The organism is Paraeggerthella sp., assembly GCF_048427265.1.
Classification (GTDB): Bacteria; Actinomycetota; Coriobacteriia; order Coriobacteriales; family Eggerthellaceae; genus Paraeggerthella; species Paraeggerthella hominis.
Genome location: NZ_DBFOSR010000128.1, coordinates 20,527 through 38,831, shown reverse-complemented (window position 1 = coordinate 38,831; position 18,305 = coordinate 20,527). Strand labels below are relative to the sequence as shown.

Annotated in this window: 16 protein-coding genes and 1 pseudogene; 16 read left to right on the top strand and 1 reads right to left on the bottom strand. The window is 62.7% G+C overall.

The genetic code is table 11. From position 1 onward, the window contains the following. The first annotated feature begins 39 nt into the window (after positions 1-39). The 13 genes and pseudogenes from ACMNI9_RS11465 to efp all read left to right on the top strand — a co-directional run bounded on the left by ACMNI9_RS11465 (position 40) and on the right by efp (position 14,051). Entirely contained in the window at positions 40-828 is a 789-nt protein-coding gene (locus ACMNI9_RS11465; protein WP_114566539.1) for a DUF948 domain-containing protein, read from the top strand. 30 nt (positions 829-858) lie between these two features. Next, entirely contained in the window at positions 859-2,166 is a 1,308-nt protein-coding gene (locus ACMNI9_RS11460) for an AI-2E family transporter (RefSeq protein WP_231088243.1), read from the top strand. Positions 2,167-2,227: 61 nt separating this feature from the next. After that, positions 2,228-4,876 carry an alanine--tRNA ligase gene (alaS, locus tag ACMNI9_RS11455; protein WP_114566540.1) on the top strand — a complete coding sequence of 883 codons (2,649 nt, stop codon included), beginning with the start codon at positions 2,228-2,230 and terminating at the stop codon, positions 4,874-4,876. A gap of 299 nt (positions 4,877-5,175) precedes the next feature. After that, a complete protein-coding gene (gene ruvX, locus ACMNI9_RS11450) occupies positions 5,176-5,598 on the top strand; it encodes a Holliday junction resolvase RuvX (protein WP_114566541.1) in 423 nt (140 codons plus the stop codon). 10 nt (positions 5,599-5,608) lie between these two features. After that, positions 5,609-6,766 carry an endolytic transglycosylase MltG gene (gene mltG / locus ACMNI9_RS11445; protein ID WP_418832218.1) on the top strand — a complete coding sequence of 386 codons (1,158 nt, stop codon included), beginning with the start codon at positions 5,609-5,611 and terminating at the stop codon, positions 6,764-6,766. A 30-nt stretch (positions 6,767-6,796) separates the two neighbouring features. Then, on the top strand, positions 6,797-7,387 hold the full coding sequence (locus tag ACMNI9_RS11440) for a YqeG family HAD IIIA-type phosphatase (protein ID WP_418832215.1): 591 nt from the start codon (positions 6,797-6,799) through the stop codon (positions 7,385-7,387). 2 nt (positions 7,388-7,389) lie between these two features. Further along, positions 7,390-8,328 carry a shikimate dehydrogenase family protein gene (locus tag ACMNI9_RS11435; protein ID WP_225748668.1) on the top strand — a complete coding sequence of 313 codons (939 nt, stop codon included), beginning with the start codon at positions 7,390-7,392 and terminating at the stop codon, positions 8,326-8,328. A gap of 152 nt (positions 8,329-8,480) precedes the next feature. Further along, a complete protein-coding gene (gene aroC, locus ACMNI9_RS11430; RefSeq protein ID WP_418832212.1) occupies positions 8,481-9,653 on the top strand; it encodes a chorismate synthase in 1,173 nt (390 codons plus the stop codon). Continuing rightward, positions 9,650-10,273: a shikimate kinase gene (locus tag ACMNI9_RS11425; RefSeq protein WP_418832209.1), complete on the top strand. Its 624-nt coding sequence runs from the start codon at positions 9,650-9,652 to the stop codon at positions 10,271-10,273. The genes aroC and ACMNI9_RS11425 overlap by 4 nt, the downstream gene beginning before the upstream one ends. Further along, a complete protein-coding gene (gene aroB / locus ACMNI9_RS11420) occupies positions 10,255-11,367 on the top strand; it encodes a 3-dehydroquinate synthase (RefSeq protein WP_418832206.1) in 1,113 nt (370 codons plus the stop codon). The genes ACMNI9_RS11425 and aroB overlap by 19 nt, the downstream gene beginning before the upstream one ends. Positions 11,368-11,370: 3 nt before the next feature. Then, positions 11,371-11,781, top strand: a pseudogene (gene aroQ / locus ACMNI9_RS11415) (type II 3-dehydroquinate dehydratase); the annotation flags it as partial. Positions 11,782-11,913: 132 nt separating this feature from the next. Beyond that, on the top strand, positions 11,914-13,074 hold the full coding sequence (locus ACMNI9_RS11410) for a M24 family metallopeptidase (protein ID WP_216529128.1): 1,161 nt from the start codon (positions 11,914-11,916) through the stop codon (positions 13,072-13,074). A gap of 416 nt (positions 13,075-13,490) precedes the next feature. Next, entirely contained in the window at positions 13,491-14,051 is a 561-nt protein-coding gene (gene efp, locus ACMNI9_RS11405; protein ID WP_114566546.1) for an elongation factor P, read from the top strand. 90 nt (positions 14,052-14,141) lie between these two features. On the opposite strand, the gene ACMNI9_RS11400 is transcribed toward efp, so the two are convergent. Next, positions 14,142-14,405, bottom strand: a complete 264-nt coding sequence (locus ACMNI9_RS11400; protein ID WP_225748671.1) for a helix-turn-helix domain-containing protein — start codon at positions 14,403-14,405, stop codon at positions 14,142-14,144. A 309-nt stretch (positions 14,406-14,714) separates the two neighbouring features. On the opposite strand from ACMNI9_RS11400, the gene accB reads away from it, so the two are divergent. From accB to ACMNI9_RS11385, 3 genes are read left to right on the top strand one after another with little or no spacing between them, the layout of a single operon-like run. Further along, positions 14,715-16,601 carry an acetyl-CoA carboxylase biotin carboxyl carrier protein gene (accB, locus tag ACMNI9_RS11395; RefSeq protein WP_114566548.1) on the top strand — a complete coding sequence of 629 codons (1,887 nt, stop codon included), beginning with the start codon at positions 14,715-14,717 and terminating at the stop codon, positions 16,599-16,601. Next, on the top strand, positions 16,601-17,953 hold the full coding sequence (gene accC, locus ACMNI9_RS11390) for an acetyl-CoA carboxylase biotin carboxylase subunit (protein WP_216529056.1): 1,353 nt from the start codon (positions 16,601-16,603) through the stop codon (positions 17,951-17,953). Before accB ends, accC begins: the two co-directional genes overlap by 1 nt. Continuing rightward, on the top strand, positions 17,950-18,297 hold the full coding sequence (locus tag ACMNI9_RS11385; protein WP_114566550.1) for an Asp23/Gls24 family envelope stress response protein: 348 nt from the start codon (positions 17,950-17,952) through the stop codon (positions 18,295-18,297). Before accC ends, ACMNI9_RS11385 begins: the two co-directional genes overlap by 4 nt. Positions 18,298-18,305 lie beyond the last annotated feature (8 nt).

The window sequence follows — 18,305 nt, the reverse complement described above, 5'->3', positions numbered from 1 at the left end:
TCGTGCTATAGTGTAGGCTTCGGAAACAGGAGGCTTCTCGTGGAATTCAGCGAACTTATCAACGTGGCGTTGCCGGTTGTCTACGTGATCGTCGGGGCGGTTCTCGTATGGCTGGCCGTCGAGTTGATTATGACGGTGCGCAAAGCGCGCCAGACGGTCGAGGACCTGCACAAGCAGGTCGAGCCCACCCTTGCAAGCGTCGAGCGCATAACCGCGTCTTTGGAGCCGGTGGCGGCGAAGGTCGATCCGCTGGTTGACCGCGTGTCGCTGACGGTGGATGCCGCAAACCTTGAGCTTATGCGAGTCGATCAGATTCTCGAAGACGTAAACGAGATCACCGACACCGTGTCCTCTGCCGTCGAGGCTGTCGATACGGTGACGAACGCCCCTATGGAGCTGGTGAACTCCGTTACCAACCGCGTGCGCAGCGCCTTCAAGCCGCGCCGCGCCAGCGACGAATCCGTTGCGCTCGGTCAGGCGAAGGCCGAGCAAGACGCGCGGTTCGAGCAGGCGTCGAACGCGTCCGTGACGCAAACCGCCGCCGCTGCAACCCAGGTGGTCAAGGAAGCGGCCGTCACGGCAGCCAAAGCCACGCAGGAAGCGGTGGCCGAGCAGCGCGAACAGCGGGCTGAGCAGCGCGTCCAGCGCGAGGAGAAGGCGGCCGCCAAGAGGGCGGTTGCCGAGAAGACGGCCGAAACCGCCGCCACCATGGCCGATGCGGTGACCGCTTCCGTCGACGAGGATGCTGCAGCTGCTTCCAAGTACTTCACTTACGACGGCGCCCCTCAGTCTGCGGATTCTCAAGGTGCGTCCGCTCAGGATCGCTAGGATCGGCAGACGCGCGAAGGAGCATGCCCTGTGGATATACCCAAGATCGAGTTGGAAGCGGCTGATTCCGCCGTGAAAACCGAGAAAGCGAAACGAAGCTTTCTTATGGTATGGACGGCGGTCGGTGCTATTCTGCTAACCGGCGTGGCCGTGTACCTGTTCAACGTCTTGAGCGTGCCGGTGGGCATTGTTCTCTGGTCGGTCATCATTGTGTTCTGCCTGCGCGGCCCGGTGAACAAGTTGGAGAAGCTGGGCGTTCCGCGCATGTGGGGGACCACGATCGCCTACGTCCTCATGTTCGCGGTGCTTGCCGTGGTGTGCCTGCTCATGTTCTCGCCGGTGTTCGGCGTGGGCGACCAGTTCGTCAACCTTATCGAGAGCATCCCCACGTACGTCAACGACATCATCGCCTGGGGCAACGTCGTGTACACGCAGTATTCCGACATCCTTGCGAATGCCGATGTCCAGCGTTACCTCGAAGATGCGCTCAATGCGCTGGGCACCTGGGCCTCCGACTTCGCGAAAAGCAGCGCAACCGGCGTGGTGGCCGTGGGCACGGGCGTGGTCAACAGCTTGGTGGCCATCGGCTTTTCGCTGGTCGTTGCGTTTTGGATCCTCATGGAGCTGCCGGCGCTCGGTCGCGAGAGCATGCGCCTTGCTGGTCCGAAGCACGCGGAAACCATTGAGATGCTTCACGTCACCTTTACCCGCGTTATGGGCGGCTACATCAAGGGCACGCTTTTGCAGTGCGCCATTATTGGCGCGGGCTGCGGCGTCGTGTTCGGCGTGCTGGGCGTTCCCAACTACGCGGCTCTTGGCGGCATCACCGGTCTGCTCAACATCATCCCCATCGTGGGTCCGTGGCTGGGCGGTGCCCTGGCCGCCATCGTCGGCGTGTTCGTCAGCCCGTGGATCGCGCTGTTCGCCCTGGTGGCGACTATCGTCATCCAGCAGGTCGTCTACACGTTCGTCTCTCCCAAGATCATGGCGAACTCCGTGGACGTGCACCCGGCACTCACCTTGATCGCGTTGATGGCGGGTTCCGCCATCGGCGGGGCCATGAGCGGATTCATGGGATCGCTCGTGGGCATGCTAGCTTCAATTCCCGCCGTGGCCGTTGCGAAGTCCGTTTTCGTGTATTATTTCGAGAAGCGCACGGGACGCCCGTTGGTGAGCCAGGACGGCGTGTTCTTCCAAGGAACGCCCGCATTGGACGGCAAGCTGGATCCCATTGCCGATGCAACCTCGCCGCACCCCGATGTGTCGGCGGCGTTCGAACGCGTTGAGCAGCGCAAGGCCGAGTCCTCCAATCGGGCTCGCCACCACAGGAAACACTGAGCGTCGGCCGTACGCGGCGCCAGGCTTTAAGACAGGCGAAGATAGAAAGACAGACAACCCTATGAAGTACATGACCAGCGCGGAGATCCGTGAAAAGTACCTGAGCTTTTTCGAGGAAAAGGGCTGCAAGCGCTGGCCCTCGTCGTCCCTGATCCCGGACGATCCGTCCCTTCTGCTGACGAGTGCCGGCATGGTGCAGTTCAAGCCTTACTTCCTGCAGCAGAAGCATCTGGAGGCTCCGTACATCGGCACCACGACCGTGCAGAAGTGCGTGCGCACCAACGACATCGAGATCATCGGCACCACGGGTCGTCACCAGAGCTTCTTCGAAATGCTGGGCAACTTCAGCTTCGGCGAGTACTTCAAAGAGGAAATGTGCGCCTGGGCTTACGAGTTTTCCACCGAAGTGCTGGGGCTTCCGGCCGATCGTCTGTACTTCACGGTGTTCTTGGACGACGACGAGACCATCGAGATCTGGAAAAAGCTCGGGGTTCCCGACGACCATATCTCGCGCTTGGGCGAAGAGGACAACTTCTGGCGCGCTGGGCCTACCGGCCCGTGCGGCCCGTGCTCGGAAATCTACTTCGACCAGGGCGAGGAGTTCGGCTGCGGCAGCCCCGATTGCGCGCCGGGCTGCGATTGCGATCGCTTCCTTGAGTACTGGAACTGCGTGTTCACCCAGTACGACGGCCAGGAAGACGGCACGCTCAAGCCGCTGCCCAAGAAAAACATCGATACCGGCATGGGCCTTGAGCGCATGGCCGCCATCATGCAGGGCGTCCAGTCCAACTACGAGACCGATGTGCTTCGCAGCTTGGTGGCCGTGGGCGAGAAGCTGACCGGCACCGTGTACGGCGAGGATCCGGCGGCGGACCTGTCTTTGCGCATCATGGCAGACCACAGCCGTGCCGTGGCGTTCATGATCGCCGACGGCATCCTGCCTTCCAACGAGGGCCGCGGCTACGTTTTGCGTCGCTTGCTGCGTCGCGCCGTCATGAAGGGCCACCTGCTGGGCCTGGACAAGCCCTTCTTGAACGATTACGTTGACGAGATTGTGAACCTTATGGGTCACGTGTATCCCGAGATCGTGGATAACCGCCAGCTCATGGGCCGCATCATCCTCTCCGAAGAGGAGCGCTTCGGCGCGAACCTGCGTCAGGGCCGTGCCTTCCTCGATGACGCCCTTGCTAAGCTTGAGGGTACGGTTTTGCCGGGCGATCAGGCGTTTACGCTGCACGACACGTACGGTTTCCCGGTGGAGGTTACGCGCGAGCTGTGCGAAGAGCGCGGCATTCAGGTTGACATGGACGGGTTCGGCGTGTGCATGGAAGAGCAGCGCAACCGCGCCCGTGCAGCCAACACGAAAGACGCCGAGGCGGCATGGTCCACGTACGGCGGCGTGATGGCCGAGATCTTGGAGGCCGTAGGCCCCACCGAGTTCGTGGGCTATACGAAGAACGACGCCGACGCGCGCGTGCTGGCCATCGTGAAGGACGGGCAGCAAGTGGATGCGCTCGCCGCAGGCGAGGAAGGTCGCGTGGTGTTGGACGTCACGCCGTTCTACGCCGAGAAGGGCGGTCAGATCGGCGATGCGGGCGTGCTAGCGAAAAACGATGCCCTGGCGGCGGTCCTCGATACGAAAGAGCCCGAAAAGGGCCTGATCGCGCATAGTGTGAAAATGCTGGAAGACGCGCCGGAGGGTCGTATTCAGGTGGGCGACACCGTTCGCGCCGCCATCGACGTGCCGCGCCGCGAGCGCATCCGTCGCAACCATACGGCTACGCATATCCTACATTGGGCGCTGCGCGAGGTGCTGGGCGATCACGTCAAGCAAGCTGGCAGCCTGGTGGCTGAAAACCGCCTGCGCTTCGACTTCACGCACTTCGAGGCCATGACGGCCGAGCAGATCGCCGAAGTCGAGCGCTTGGCCAACCAGAAGGTCATGGAGAACCACGCCGTGCGCGCATACGAGACGTCGCTGGCTTCGGCTCGCGAAGCGGGCGTTATGGCGCTGTTCGGCGAGAAGTACGGCGAGTTCGTGCGCGTGCTCGATATCGAGGGCTTCTCCCAGGAGCTGTGCGGCGGCACGCACGTGTCCGCTACCAGCGAGATCGGCTTCATCAAGGTGACCAGCGAATCGAGCGTGGGTGCGAACCTGCGCCGCATCGAAGCAGTAACCAGCTTCGATGCCTTGGCGTACATGAACCGCGTGGAGGCCGAGCTCAAGGAAACGGCGGAAGAGCTGCGCGTTCCACTGTTCGACGTGGGCGAGCGTACGGCTGCGAACATGAAGCAGCTCAAGGAGCTGCAGGGCAAGCTCAAGCGCAATCGCCAGACCGTGGCCGACGACGGCATCACGAAGCTGGTCGACAGCGCGGCTGCGGCCAAGGGCGGATACCCGGTTATCATCGGGCGTCTGGGCGAAGCCGACGCAGGTCAGATGCGCAACGGCTGGGATGTTCTGCGTGCGCGCATGGCTGCGCCGGGCGCTGCGGTGCTCGCTGGCGAAAAGGACGGCACTCCCATTCTGCTGGCTGCCGGCACTCCCGAAGCGGTGGCTGCCGGATTCGACGCTGGCGCTGTGATCAAGGCTATCTCTTCGAACATCAAGGGCGGCGGCGGCGGAAAGGCCGCCATGGCTCAGGCCGGCGGCAAGGACGCTTCCGGCATCGACGCGGCCCTCGATGCCGCGCGCGAGATGCTGCTGTAAGACGCTTTCTGGCTGGGCGCGGGTGGAAGAGCCCGATGCTCAGCCAGTCTTGGCTCGCACGGGCGCCCCTGCACGGGCGCCCGTGCTCGTGCAGGGGCGCCTCGGTCCCTTCCGCTCGCGTCCGAGGCGTCTTGCCTGCCGCTCGGGGCGGGGCGAGGGTCGCGGTGGCGGCGGGGGCGCATCCCGAACCGGAGAAGCCCTTTTCATCCTGCGCGTGAGCTGCGGCTTGGGGCGCTATCATGGACGGAGCGCCGCAGGCGCGTAGTCGAAAGGGTCTTCAACGACGGATAGGAGCGCTTGTGCGCATCATGGGCTTGGATATCGGAGAAACGCGGATCGGAATCGCTGTGTGCGATCCGGGTGAGCGGGTTGCGTCGCCGGTGTGCGTGCTTCCGGCAAGCGAGGTGCTTGGAGGAGCGAAGTCGTTCAAGCGCGTGCTCGAGGACTGGGAGCCGGAGCTGTTGCTGTGCGGGCTTCCCTACACGATGGCGGGGGCAGAGGGGCCGCAGGCGGCGCGCATCCGCGAGACGGCCGCTCGCATCGGAAGGGCGTGCGATCTTCCCGTTGAGTTCGCCGACGAACGTCTTAGCTCCCAGGAAGCCAAACGGAGTTTGCGTGAAAAGGGCTTGAGCGAACGCGACATGCGCGGCAAAATAGATATGATAGCCGCGAGTTTGTTCTTGCAGGCGTGGCTCGATGCTCGCCGCAACGGGGAAAGGTGAAGGACAGCCCATGCCCTCACGGAAAAGGCAAGTCACGTATTCGCAGCGACCGAACCATGCAGCTCGTTCTGCGCACGCTCGCGGCGAACGTCAATTTAGAACGTACGATACCAGCTATATCCGACCGAAGAAAAGCAAAGCGCCCATCGTCTTTGCGATCATCCTCGCTATCATCGTGCTCGGCGGTTTGGGATGGGGTGTGCTCACCCTGTTCAACAGCTGCTCGGGTCCGCAGGTCGAGCTGCTGGCCGAAGGCGAAGAAGCTACGATCACCGTTGCCGACGGATCAGGCGCTTCCTCTATCGCCGACCAGCTGGTTCAGGCTCGCTTGGTGTCGAGCGCAAGCGAGTTCACCAAGCGCGTGAACGAGTTGAACGCGGCGTCCCAGCTTAAGCCGGGCACGTACACGTTCGCGGGCGGCGCATCGCTTGACAGCATCATCAAGGCCCTGGAAACCGGGCCTGTCATGACCGGCGGCCTGACCATTCCCGAAGGCTTTAAGCTTGCCGACATCGCCAACGCCGTTGCGACGGCAACCGAAGGCCGCGTTTCGGCGGAGGACTTCACGGCGGCTGCATCCAACGCAAGCGTTTACGCTGCCGATTACAGTTTCTTGGCCGATGCCGGAACGAACAGCTTGGAAGGCTTCTTGTTCCCTAAGACGTACAGCTTGGGAGATGACGCTACGGCCGACTCTATCGTTCGCATGATGCTCACCCAGTTCCAAACCGAAACGGCCAACCTCGACTGGTCCTATCCTCAGTCGCAGGGCTTGTCCATCTACGATGCGGTCAAGCTGGCCTCTATCGTAGAGAAGGAATCCAGTGGAGACGAGCATGTGCGCGCCCAGGTTGCCGCCGTGTTCTACAACCGTTTGGCCACGCAGGGAGACCCCAGCTACGGCTTCCTCCAGTCCGACGCCACCACTGCGTACGAGGTGGGCCACGATCCCACGGCCGAAGAAGTGCATGCCCAAACGCCGTACAGCACGTACGCCAACAAGGGGTTGCCGCCTACGCCCATCTGCTCTCCGGGCCTTGACTGCCTTACGGCGGTAACGGCTCCTGACAAGGAGGCGCTGGGTACCTATTTCTTCTTCTACTTCGACAAGGACGGCAACTACTTCTTCAGCAAAACCTACGACGAGCACATAAAGACGTTCTCGTAGGCTGCGGCCCGCTGAAACGAATTCGCCGCCATGCCGTTTTTGAAACCCGACAGATACTTCTCGCGCCTTTCGAAGGTCGATATCGATCGCGATCTTCTGGCGTTGGGGTACCGCAACGTCTTTTTGGACGTTGACAACACCATACTCACGCGCGATACGCACGAGGTTCCGCGCGATGTGGGGCTGTGGCTTGGCCAGGCGCGCGATGCGGGCATCTCGTTTTGCCTGGTGTCGAACAATTGGCATGAGGGCGTGTATCACCTGGCGCAGCGATTGTCGCTGCCCATCGTGGCGAAGGCGGTCAAGCCCTTGCCGCCCGCGTTCATGATTGCGCTTTCGAAGCTGGGAGCCAAGCGCGCGCAAACCGTGGTGATCGGAGATCAGCTGGTCACCGACGTGCTGGGGGCTCACTTCATGGGCATGAAGGCGTATTTGCTGGCTCCTTTGGTGGAGCAGGACCTGCCGCACACGCTCATGCTGCGCAATTTCGAGCGTCTGGTTATGGGGGATCGCAAGCCGGAGGGCGCCTGCACGCCTTCGGCCTCGACCGCGCATCCCGCCGAAAAGGCGAACGGGGCGCACGTCCCAACGAACATAGAGTCGGCGAACAAGGAAGGATAGCCATGACCGAGGCCACGAAACCGCAAAGCTTGTACCTGTTGGGACATCCTATCGCGCATTCGAAATCGCCGGTCATGTACAACGCCGTCTACGAACGGCTGGGCCTGCCGTGGACGTACTTCCCGAAAGACTGCGCCACCGACGACGAAGCGCGGGCGTTCTTGGATGCGCGCGACTTCCTTTCCGTCAATATCACCACGCCGTACAAGCCCCTTGCCTTCCAGGCGGCAACGGCTCAGGCGGCAACGGCCAAGCTGGCTCTGGGCGCCAACGTGCTGGTGCGGAAAGGCGACGCTCTGATCGGCTTCAACACCGATGGTCAGGGCTGCGTGTCCTATCTGGAGCGCACGGGTTTCAGCTTTGCGGGCAAGCGCGTGGCCGTGTGCGGCACCGGCCCTACGGCGCTGTCGATCCTGCATGCAAGCTCGTTGGCCGGTGCGGACGTGGCGCTGTTGGTCGGTCGCGACAAAGAGCGCACGCGCCGGGCTCTCGAAGCGTACGTCGAGCGGTTCGGCCTTATGGCCACGGCAACGATCGATCTGCCGCCCGCGCGTCCGCATCATCGCAGTTTCCGCACGGCATACGAGCGCACCACGTTCAAATTCGGTAGCTACGCTACGTCGGAAAAGGCGCTTGCGTCGGCCGACCTGGTGGTGAACGCCACGCCCTTGGGCATGAAGGCGGGCGATACGGCGCCGTTCGATACCGCGTTGCTGCGCCCCTCCCAAACCGTGTTCGACGCCGTGTACGGGCATGGCGAAACCGCGCTCGTAGCTGCGGCGCGCGAAGCGGGGTGCACGGTGCTCGACGGGTCGGGCATGCTGGTGGCCCAGGCGGTGGCCACGGTGCTGACCGTGTGCGATCTTGCAGACGTCGAGGTGAAGCTGGAAGAAGCCGAGCTGTTCGACATCATGGCGCAGGCCGCGGAGTTTGACTGCTAGCGAGCGTTTGGCCGAGAAGGAGGCTTTCGCGAAGGACTCGCTCCCTTGCCGTGGCGTTTCTCGACGTGCGCCCGCTTTTCGCCGGCCTTGCTGAACTGGTGCGCTACAATATTCTATGAACGTACTTAGAATAACGCGGAAAGCGAACCACCATGAGATACCTCACAGCAGGCGAAAGCCACGGGCCGTGCCTCACGGCTATCGTGGAGGGCGTGCCGGCCGGCCTTAAGATTTCCGAAAAGCAGATCAACATCGACTTGGCTCGGCGTCAGGCGGGCTACGGCCGCGGCGGGCGTCAGAAGATCGAAACCGACACCGTCGAGGTGACGTCGGGCGTGCGTTTCGGGCGCACGTTGGGAACCCCCATCGCGCTCGTGGTGCGCAACCGCGACTGGCAGAACTGGACCGACCGCATGGCTGCGTTCGGTGACACCCCGTCTGACCTGGTGCGCGAAGTGTGTCCGCGCCCCGGTCATGCGGATCTGGTGGGCGCTCTCAAAACCAACACCGACGACTGTCGCAATATCTTGGAGCGTGCAAGCGCGCGCGAGACGGCGGCTCGCGTGGCCGCCGCCGGCATTGCGCGCGAGTTCTTGGCCGATTTGGGCGTGGAGGTGTTCTCGTACGTCACCTCCATCGGATCCGCCGTTTTCGAAGAGCAGGACCCGCTCATGAGCGCAGCGGATTACAAGCCGCTCGCCATCGAGACCAGCGAGGTTCGCTGTCCTGACGAGGCGGCCACCCAGGCCATGAAGGCCGAGATAGATCGCGCGAAGGACGCGGGCGAAAGCTTGGGCGGGACGTTTCGCGTGGTGGTTCGCGGACTGCTCCCCGGCGTAGGGGGCTATGCGACGGCGGGGGATCGCCTGACCTCGCGCTTGGGAGCTTCGCTGTTCTCGATTCCCGCCATCAAGGGCGTCGAGTTCGGCCTGGGCTTCGAGGCGGCGCGCCGCGTTGGATCGCAGGTGCACGATCCCATCGCGCTGGACGGCAAGGCGGGATTCGTGCGAACCTCGAACAACGCAGGCGGTTTGGAAGGCGGGATGACCACGGGAATGCCGCTTATCGTGACGGCCGCCATGAAGCCCATCCCCACGCTTATGACCCCGCTTGAGACGGTGAACCTGGACACGCTCGAGGTTGAGGAGGCGTCGAAAGAGCGCAGCGACACCTGCGCCGTTCCCGCTTGCGCGGTGGTGGCCGAAAGCGAGGTGTCGTTCGTGCTGGCCGACGCCTACCTGCAAAAGTTCGGCTGCGACAACATGGCCGACATCAAGGCTGCCGTGAAGGCGTATCGGCAGCGACTGAGGACGATGTCCCGATGACCGGCGGGGGATCGAGCACCAATAGGGAGCATGCGCGCGTCGCGTCCGGCGGCTCGCGTCCGGCTGCTTCGCGGCCCCGGGCTGCGGGGCAGCTTTGCCGCCCGGTGTTTTTCGTGGGGTTCATGGGCGCGGGTAAAACGTCGGTGGCACGGCGCCTTGCGCGAACCTGCGGTGTCGCGTCGGTGGATATGGACACGTACCTCGAGCGTCGGGAAGGAAAGCGCGTCAAGGAGATCTTCGCCGAATCGGGCGAGGACGGCTTCCGCGACATCGAGACCGACGTGCTTCGCGAGCTTGCCGCCAAAGACCCCCTGCTGGTTTCATGCGGCGGCGGGGTGGTGAAGCGCTCGGAAAATCGCGCCATCTTGCACGATGCAGGGTTTGTCGTGTACCTCAAGGTGACGGCCGACGAGGCGAAATCGCGCATCAGCGACACGTCCACCCGCCCGCTGTTCCAAAACATCGAGTCCGCTCGCCAAACGGCGGAGGAACGCGTGCCCCTGTACGCTGAAGTCGCCGACATTACCATCGACACTGCTGGGAAAAGCGTTGCAGCTATCGCCCGCGAGGTGCAAGCTGCGCTTGAGAAGGAGGGCGTCTTGTGCCTGCAACGAAAGTAGTGGTCAACCTTGCGGATGAAAGCCCGTACGACGTGCGCATCGGTGCGGGGGTGCTTGCCAAGCTGGGCGTCCATGTGCGGAAGCATCCGGAACTCGAGCGTGTGGAGCGCGTGCTCGTCGTCACCGATGGCAACGTGGCTCCGCTCTACCTTGCCGATGCGAAGGCTGCGCTTGCCCAAGCGGGTTTTCGCGTGAGCGACGTGACGGTTGCGGCGGGCGAGGGTTCGAAGTCCGTCGAGGTGGCCGCTGAAATCTGGGAAGCCATGGCCCAGCTGTCCTTGGGGCGCGATTGCCTGGTGGTTGCCCTTGGCGGCGGCGTGGTGGGCGATCTGGCCGGCTTCGTCGGCTCGACGTACATGCGCGGCGTGTCGGTGGTGCAGGTTCCCACCACGTTGCTCTCCATGGTGGATTCGTCCGTGGGCGGCAAGACCGGCGTCAACCTCGCGGCGGGCAAGAATCTGGTCGGCACGTTCAACCAGCCTGCGTACGTGTGCGCGGATACCGCCGTGCTGTCCACGCTCGACGATCGTGAATGGGCGTGCGGATGCGCCGAGATCGCAAAGTCGGCCGTCATTGAGTCCGACGAGTTCTTTTTTTGGCTTGTCGAATCGGCGCAGGCGCTGGCTGCGCGCGATCAGGCCACGGTTGAAGAGGCCATCGCTCGATCGGTGGTGTTCAAGGCCAACGTGGTGGCCGCGGACAAGCAGGAGAGCAAGGGCGTGCGCGAGTGCTTGAACTATGGGCACACGTTGGGCCATGCCGTGGAGGCTTTAGCCGGGTACGGTACGTTTTCGCACGGCGCCGCCGTGGCCGAGGGAATGCGGTTCGCCGCGCGCCTGGCGGTGGATCTGGCGGGCGCTTCTTTGGAATTCGTGCAAGCGCAAGATGATCTGCTTGACGCGTTGGGATTGCCGGCTCTTGCGTGGTCGGCCGAGCCTGGCGATATGCTGGCCGCTATGAAGCGGGACAAGAAAGCGCGCCATGGACAGGTTCGCTTCGTGCTGCCTCGCGATGTGGGTTCGTGGGAGCTGATGGACGTTTCCGATAGCGTGATCTTGGAGCATTTGAACGCCTGGGCGAAAAGCAAGGGGTAGACCATGAAGAAGATACTGGTGGTTAACGGGCCGAACCTGGACATGCTGGGGGTGCGCGAGCCGTCGGTGTACGGGCGCGATACCCTCAACGACCTGGAGCGCGAAGTGAAGGCGTACGGCAAGAAGCGCAACGTGGAGGTTGCTTGCTTCCAATCGAACAGCGAAGGCAAGCTCATTCGCAAGATTCATGCGGCCCGCGACGCGTACGACGGCATCGTGTACAACCCCGGCGCGCATACCCATTACTCCTACGCGCTGCGCGATGCCGTTGGCGGCATCGACGTTCCATGCGTCGAGGTGCATATCTCGGACGTGGATGCGCGCGAGCCGTTTCGCCGCGTGTCGGTGATCGCGCCCGTTTGCGTTGCTCAGGTGAAGGGCCGCGGCTTCAAGGGGTACTGCGACGCCATCGACGTGCTGCTTGAAGGCGCGTGCGAGCGTTTGGGCGAAGGGTACCAGGATCGCTACGCTGCCGGACAGGTGATCGTGGGCGGCCGGACGGAGCAGGCTGCGGCCGATCAGGCTGCTTCCGACGCGGCCGCGCCGATGCAGCCAGGGGCCGCCGCGCGACGTCTCGAGCGCTTGCGCAAAGCGTGCGTCGACCAGCGCATGGGGGCGTTTCTGGTTCGCGATACGTCCAACATCGCGTGGCTGACGGCGTTTGACGGCGTTTTCGACGACGAGAGCGCCCATGCGCTGCTGGTCGATCCGCAGGCCGCAGTCCTTCATACCGATTCGCGCTACAGTGAAGCTGCCCGTGCCGCCGCTTTGCCCGAGGGCTCGATTGTCGTGGACGCCCAGCGTGCGACGCACGCCGAGTTCGCAGCGAAATCCGTATCTGCTTTGCGGGAGAAGGGCAGCGATCAGGCGTTGCAGGAAGGCGCGCGCGAGCAAGCGCCCCGTTTCGATCTGGGCATCGAGGATTCCCTGACTCTTTCGAATTACCGCGCGCTCGAATCGGCGTTCGCGGAAAGCGCGGTCGATCTGCGTGAAACGTCCGGCTTCGTGTTGGGCTTGCGCGCCGTGAAGGACGCTTCCGAGATTGTCCGCATGAAGGCCGCGCAGGCCGTCACCGATGCGGCGTTTGCCCATATCGTTGGGTTCATGCGCGTGGGCATGACCGAGCGCGAGGTTCAAATCGAGCTGGAGGACTTCATGCGTCGCCACGGTGCCGACGGCTTGGCGTTCTCGTCGATCGTCGCCACGGGCCCGAACGGTGCCAGCCCGCACGCGATACCGGGAGCAACCCGCCTCGAGGCGGGCCAGTGCGTGGTGCTCGACTTCGGCGCGCGGGCTTACGGGTACTGCTCCGATATGACGCGCACGGTGTTCCTGGGGCAGCCGGATGCTCGCATGCGCAGCGCTTACGAGGCTATTCGTGCTGCGAACGAGCAGGTGGAGGCGCTTCTCGGGCCGGGCGTTACCGGCAAGGAGGCGCACGAACTTGCCGAGCGCGTTTTGGCGGAAGCGGGCTTCGCTGGCAAGATGGGTCACGGCTTGGGTCATGGCGTGGGCATCGACGTGCATGAAGAACCCGTGCTGTCTCCCCGCAATGAGCGTCCGCTCGCGGCGGGCAACGTGGTCACGGTGGAGCCGGGCGTGTACCTGCCGGGCGAGTTCGGCATGCGTTTGGAGGATTTCGGCGTGATCACCGAAACCGGGTTCGAGGTGTTCACGCGCTCTTCGCACGATCCGGTGGTGCTCTAGCCGGACGGTTGGAATCGGGTGCGAGCGTGCGCGTGGACCCCGACGCAGTCTCCCGTTTTGGCAGGCCGGGTGCCGGCTTGTCAAAACAGGCGAGTTTTGCGGGTCCAGACGACCCTTTGAAGCAGGCTTTTCGCGAGGCTCTTTTTAATATCCCAGGTCACAGGCTAGACGGTGCGTTTTATCCTTGTTCGAGGACCAGCAAAACTCGTTCGTTTTGACAAAGTCCCGCCGCGCAAGGGCCTTAAAGCGCTCCGATGCGCATGCTGGTCGCGTTGCCGCGCAACTCCTGATTTTTTTCTGACGGGAGCGATACGCGCATGCCAAGAACGCATGCTATGAGTATAATAAACCAGTTTGAACGCTGATCGGGCCCCGCGGCACGCAGCGGAGACCCGTGAACGAAAGGAATACCGAGAATGGCTATCTCTACCGCCGACTTCAAGAACGGCATGTGCATCGAGTACAACGGCAAGCTGTGCACGATCGTTGAATTCCAGCACGTGAAGCCCGGCAAGGGCGGCGCCTTCGTCCGCACGAAGCTGCGCGACATCAAGACCGGACGCGTTATCGACAACACCTTCAACGCTGGCGTTAAGGTTGAGTCCGTGCGTCTTGAGACGAAGAAGCTGCAGTACCTGTACAACGATGGTGCGGACTTCAACTTCATGGACAACGACACGTTCGAGCAGATGGCCATCCCGGCCGAGACCGTGGGCGACGCGGCGCAGTGGCTCAAGGAAAACGACGAGGCCAGCCTGCTGTATGCCGGTGACGAGCTGATCAGCATCGAGCCGCAGATGTTCGTGGAGCTTGAAGTGGCCGAAACCGACCCCGGCTTCAAGGGCGACACCGTGCAGGGCGGCTCTAAGCCCGCTACGCTCGAAACCGGCGCTACGGTGCAGGTTCCCATGTTCGTCGAGCCTGGCGACATCCTGCAGATCGACACGCGCGACGGCCGCTTCATTAAGCGCGTCTAAAGCGTCTTTCGCGAAGGAGCTGAGATTCCGATTCGGATCTCAGCTCCCCGTATGAGAAAAAGGGCGAGGTCAATGACCTCGCCCTTTTTCTCATACGGGTGCGTGATCGTCGGAAGGCAGGGGATGCTCGGAGCATTTGAGCGTCGAGACGTCCGCCAGATCTTTCGGATCGACCTCAAGCGCTCGGCACAGCTTCACCACGTCGGGGAAGCTTGGTATCGCGCAGCCTCGTTCGATGTTGCTGATACGCGAATGCTTGGTGCCGATCATCAGTGCAAGCCGCTCTTGCGTAAGCCCTTGCTTTTTGCGCAGATCGCGAAGGCTCTTGCCCAAACGGAACGCGTAAAGCTGCACAAGGGGATCCTTGTACGCCGTTCGCTTCTGTTTGCTCGAGCCGTTCATGGGCACAGCGTAACCACGCAATTACATAGTGCTGTAATCGGTTGATTACATTTTGCTATTTCCCTTCGAAACAACGGCATCGCCAAAAAAGCTCGATCGACGCGCTCGTTTCGTCCTTCGAACCCGCGCGCGCCTCCTCCCGCCTTCGTATTCTGTTGCTTACCGGTGAATTTTTCCCCTGGGAGCCCGTAGGGTGTAACCTTCTTCTATAATGCTTAATTCGATCTTTGACTAACTGCAAACCGAAGGGGGTGTGAGTTCATGCCAAGGCTTCAAATCATGGATACCACCATCCGTGACGGCCAGCAAAGCCTATGGGCCACGCGTATGCAGATTGGCGACATGCTGCCGATCCTGCCTAAAATGGACCGTGTCGGATACTGGGCCATCGAGTCGTGGGGCGGCGCGACGTTCGATACGTGCCTGCGCTTCCTCGACGAGAACCCGTGGGACCGCCTGCGCTCCATCAAGGCCAATACGCCCAACACGCCGCTCGCGATGCTTTCTCGCGGCCAGAACCTGGTGGGCTACAAGCATTACTCGCGCGAAATCGTCAATCGCTTCATTAAGGCTGCCAACCGCAACGGCATCCACGTGTTTCGCGTGTTCGACGCGTTGAACGATATTCGCAACGTGATAGACAACGCCGAAGCCATCAAGGAGTGCGGCGCGCATTTCGAAGGCGCCATCTCGTACACGATGTCGCCGGTTCACACTCTCGACAGCTTCCTCGACTACGGTCAGCAGCTCAAGGACCTGGGTGCGGACTCCATCTGCATCAAGGACATGGCCGGCATGCTCACGCCGTACCGCACCGAGCGCATGGTCAAGGCGTTCAACGCCGAAATCGGCCTGCCGGTGCATATCCACTGCCACTATGTCGGCGGCATGGCGCCTGCCAACATCCTCAAGGCCGCCGAAGCCGGAGCCGCTATTGCGGATACCGCGCATGCGCCGCTTGCGTTCGGCAACAGCCATCCGGCGGTCGAGATGATCGCAGCCGCGCTGCAGGAAAGCCGCTACGATACGGGTCTTGACCTTGACCTGCTGTTCGAGATCGCCGAATACTGGGAAGAGGTGCGCAAGCGCGGCCACTACAAGCGCGGCGTTTCCTCGCTCATTCACATGCAGGTGTACTCGCACCAGGTTCCGGGCGGCATGATGTCGAACCTGCTTTCGCAGCTTGAGGTGCAAAACGCCAGCGACCGCCTGCCGGAAGTCATGCGCGAGATCCCCAAGGTGCGCGCCGAAGTGGGCTATCCGCCGCTGGTTACCCCGATGTCGCAGATCGTGGGCACGCAGGCAGTGTTCAACGTGCTGACCGGCAAGCGCTGGGGCGTGGTTTCCAAGGAAATGAAGGATTACATCTGCGGCTACTACGGCAAGGCGCCGGGCCGCATGGACAAGGATATCGTGGCGAAGGTTGTCGGCAACTCGGCGATGCTTCCGCCCGACGTGGCGCCCGGTTCCCTTGTGACGACCACGTTCGACGAGGTTGCCGCGGAAATCGGCGATCTTGCGAAGACGGAGGAGGACGTGCTCATGTACGCCCTGTTCCCGAACGAGGCGCGCACGTTCCTGAGCAAGCACCGCACATCCGAGAAAGTCGATTTCCTCATGGAGCAGGAGTCGAGCCAGACCAAGGAGGACGATTACGTGGATATCAATCAGATTCGCGAGCTGGTTCGCGTTGCCGAGGAAAGCGGCGTCGGCGAGATCATCGTGGAGGAAGAGGGCGCTCGCATTGCCGTGCGCATGCCAAGCGCCATGTCCGCCGTGGCCGTGCAGCCCCAGGCTGTCCCGCAGGTTGCCGCCGCTCCGGCTGCGCCTGCAGCCGCTCCGGCCGAGGCTCCTGCCGAGAACAGCCGTCCGGCCGACTGGTACGCCGTTACGGCTCCCATGGTAGGTACGTTCTACACGTCTCCCGCGCCGGGCGAGCCGCCTTTCGTCCAGGTGGGCGACGAGGTGACTGCCAACCAGACGCTGTGCATCGTCGAAGCCATGAAGCTGATGAACGAGATCACGGCCGAGGAAATGGGCACTGTTCGCGAGATCTGCCTTGAAGACGCCTCGCCGGTCGAGTTCGGCACGGTGCTGTTCTACGTCGAGCCCGTCAGCGAGCAGTCCAAGATTCCGGAGACCGTGTAATGTTCAAGAAGATCCTCATAGCAAACCGCGGCGAGGTGGCGCTGCGCGTCATGCGCGCTTGCAAGGAGCTGGGGGTGAAGACGGTTGCGGTCTACTCGACCGAGGACGCCGACACCTATCCCGTGCAATACGCTGACGAAGCCGTATGCATCGGCCCTGCTCAAGCGAACAAGAGCTACCTGGTGATGCCCAGCATCATCGCTGCTGCAAAAAACACCGGAGCCGAGGCTATCCACCCCGGTTACGGATTCTTGGCCGAAAACGCCGATTTTGCTCGCGCCTGCGTCGACAACGACCTGGTGTTCATCGGCCCTGCGGCCGATTGCATCGAGCGCATGGGCGACAAGAGCTCCGCGCGCGAGACCATGAAGTCGTGCGGCGTGCCCACCGTTCCCGGTTCGGATGGCTGCATCGATACGGCGGCTGAAGCCAAGGCTTTCGCCGACTCCGTGGGCTACCCCGTGCTCATCAAGGCAACGGCCGGCGGCGGCGGCAAGGGCATGCGCGAGGTGCACGACCCCGCCGAACTGGAAGCCCAGTACCAGGCCGCTCGCACCGAAGCGGGCGCTGCGTTCGGCAACGACGGCGTGTACCTGGAGAAGCTGGTGCTGCGTCCGCGCCACGTCGAGGTGCAGGTGCTGGCCGACGACTTCGGCAACCACATTGCGCTGTGCGAGCGCGACTGCTCCGTGCAGCGCCGTCACCAGAAGCTCATCGAGGAAGCGCCCTCTCCGGCGCTGACCGAAGATCTGCGTCGCGCCATGGGCGTTGCGGCCATCAAGGCTGTGCGCGCCGTGGACTACCGCAACGCGGGCACCATCGAGTTTTTGCTCGACACCGACGGTCGCTTCTACTTCATGGAGATGAACACGCGCGTGCAGGTGGAGCACCCTGTCACGGAGGAGATCACCGGCACCGACATCATCAAAGAGCAGTTGCGCATTGCGTCGGGCGAGCCTATGAGCTGCGCTTCCCGTGCGCCGTTCACGCCGCAAGGCCATGCGATCGAGTTCCGCATCAACGCGGAGGATCCGGAGCACGGCTTCCGTCCGTGCCCGGGCAATGTGACGAAGTTCGAGGCTCCTTCGGGTCCCGGCGTTCGCGTGGAAAGCTACGTTCGCACGGGCTCTCGCATCTCCCCGTACTACGATTCGCTTGTTGCCAAGCTTATCGTGCATGGGCAGGACCGCGAGGAGGCTTTGGCGCGCGGTCGTCGCGCCCTTGACGAGTTCGTCATCGAGGGCATTCAAACCACCATACCGTTCCATCGCCGCGTTTTGGAGAACGCTGTATTCTGCGCGGGCGATGCGACAACCGATTTTATCGAAACCCAGATGGGAGATGTGCTATGACGGAATTGAATCTTGATGGCATGGCGCTTGCGCCGGGCGTCGTCGAGACCATCGTGTCCATAGCCGCCAACGAGGTTGACGGCGTTGCCTCGGTCGGTCCTTCGGCAACGAGCAGCCTTCGCTCGGTGTTCGCGGGCAAGCCCTCGACGCAAGGCATCGAGGTCGCGATCGACGAAGACGACAAACTGCAGGTTTCCGTGCGTGTCGACGTGTACTACGGCTACGTGCTGCCCGATCTTGCCGCCAACTTGCGCAAGGCCATCGCTGATGCGGTGTCCAGCCAGGTGGGAGCAAGCGTGGCTTCCGTTGACGTGTACATCGACGGCATCCAGTTCGCTCGCTAAGCAGCGGG